The sequence below is a fragment of the Leisingera sp. F5 genome (genome assembly GCF_001593695.1).
Genome location: NZ_LUKH01001028.1, coordinates 1 through 1,343 on the forward strand (window position 1 = coordinate 1; position 1,343 = coordinate 1,343).

The window sequence follows — 1,343 nt, forward strand, 5'->3', positions numbered from 1 at the left end:
GCCCGCCGAGGATCAAAGCCAAAGCTGCAAACAGCTGCGGCGGCAGTGTCTCCCCCAGCAGGGCAGCGCCAAAGATCACCGACCAGACCGGCACCTGATAGTTCACGGTGGACAGGAATGCAGGCCCGGCGCTGCGGGCGACCTGGACCAGCAGCACCTGCGCCAGCGCGGTGGGCAGCAGGCCGAGGTAGATGACGGCGCCCAGCGGCAGCGCGGCGGGCAGTTCCGGCACGCCTTCGGCCCAGAGGGCTGCCGGGGTCATCATAGCAGCACCGCACAGCAGCGCTGCGGCAGAGAGCGACAGCATGTTCACTTGCGGGCAAAGCCGGGTGATGATCGAACCGATAGCATAACACAGCGAGGCGCCAAGACAGGCCAGGCGCGCAAGCGATTCAAAATCGCTGCCGGCAGAGCGGAAGGCGTCGAGGCCGATCAGCACCACAACACCGGCAAAGCCGATCAGAAAGCTGAGGGTGCGGCGCAGGGTCATATGCTCGCCCGGCACCAGCACATGCGCCAGCGGCAGCACAAACAGCGGCACGACTGCCATGCAAACTCCGGCAAAACCGCTGGCCACGTAAGTTTGCCCCCAACTCAGCAGTGTGAAGGGCAGGGCGTTGGAGAAGAACCCCATGCCAATGGCACAGGCCCAGATGATCCGGCCTTCGCGGCTGAGCAGGGAGGGCAATCCGATCCCCATCGCAGAAATCACCGCCAGCAGGCATAGCGCGCCAATTGAAATCCGCAATGCGGCGATGGTCATCGGCGAAAAGCCCCGCAGCGCCAGCGACACGGCCATGAAGGAGGCACCCCAGATCACACCGAGGAACAAGAGCTTGGCCCAATTGGCGGCACCGGGAGAGTCTGGCATCGGAAAATCTCAGTCAATTCAAATGAATAGGGCGCTCCATAGTGGAACGCCCTGCAGAGGAATCTGGCTGCGGATATTCCCGCGGGCGCCTTAGTTTTTCTCTTTGTCGACCATCTTGCCGGCCGAGATCCAGGGCATCATGCCACGCAGCTTGGCGCCGGTTGCCTCGATCGCGTGCTCGTCGTTGGCACGGCGGGACGCTTTGATGGTCGGCTGGCCAATCGCGTTCTCCAGCATGAAGTCGCGCACGAACTTGCCCTGCTGGATGTCGTTCAGGACTTCCTTCATGCGGGCTTTGGTTTCGTCATACTTCAGGATCCGCGGGCCGGTGACGTACTGGCCGTACTCGGCAGTGTTGGAGATCGAGTAGTCCATGTTGGCGATGCCGCCTTCATAGATCAGGTCAACGATCAGCTTCACTTCGTGCAGGCACTCGAAATAGGCCATTTCCGGGGCGTAGCCGGCTTCGACC

General features: G+C 62.3%; 1 protein-coding gene and 1 pseudogene. Both read right to left on the minus strand.

What is annotated here, in order from left to right; genetic code table 11:
• Window positions 1-871: DMT family transporter (locus A2I95_RS38535; protein ID WP_291737669.1), on the minus strand; the 871-nt coding region annotated here is incomplete at its 3' end.
• A 90-nt stretch (window positions 872-961) separates the two neighbouring features.
• Window positions 962-1,343, minus strand: a pseudogene (locus tag A2I95_RS38540) (ketol-acid reductoisomerase); the annotation flags it as partial.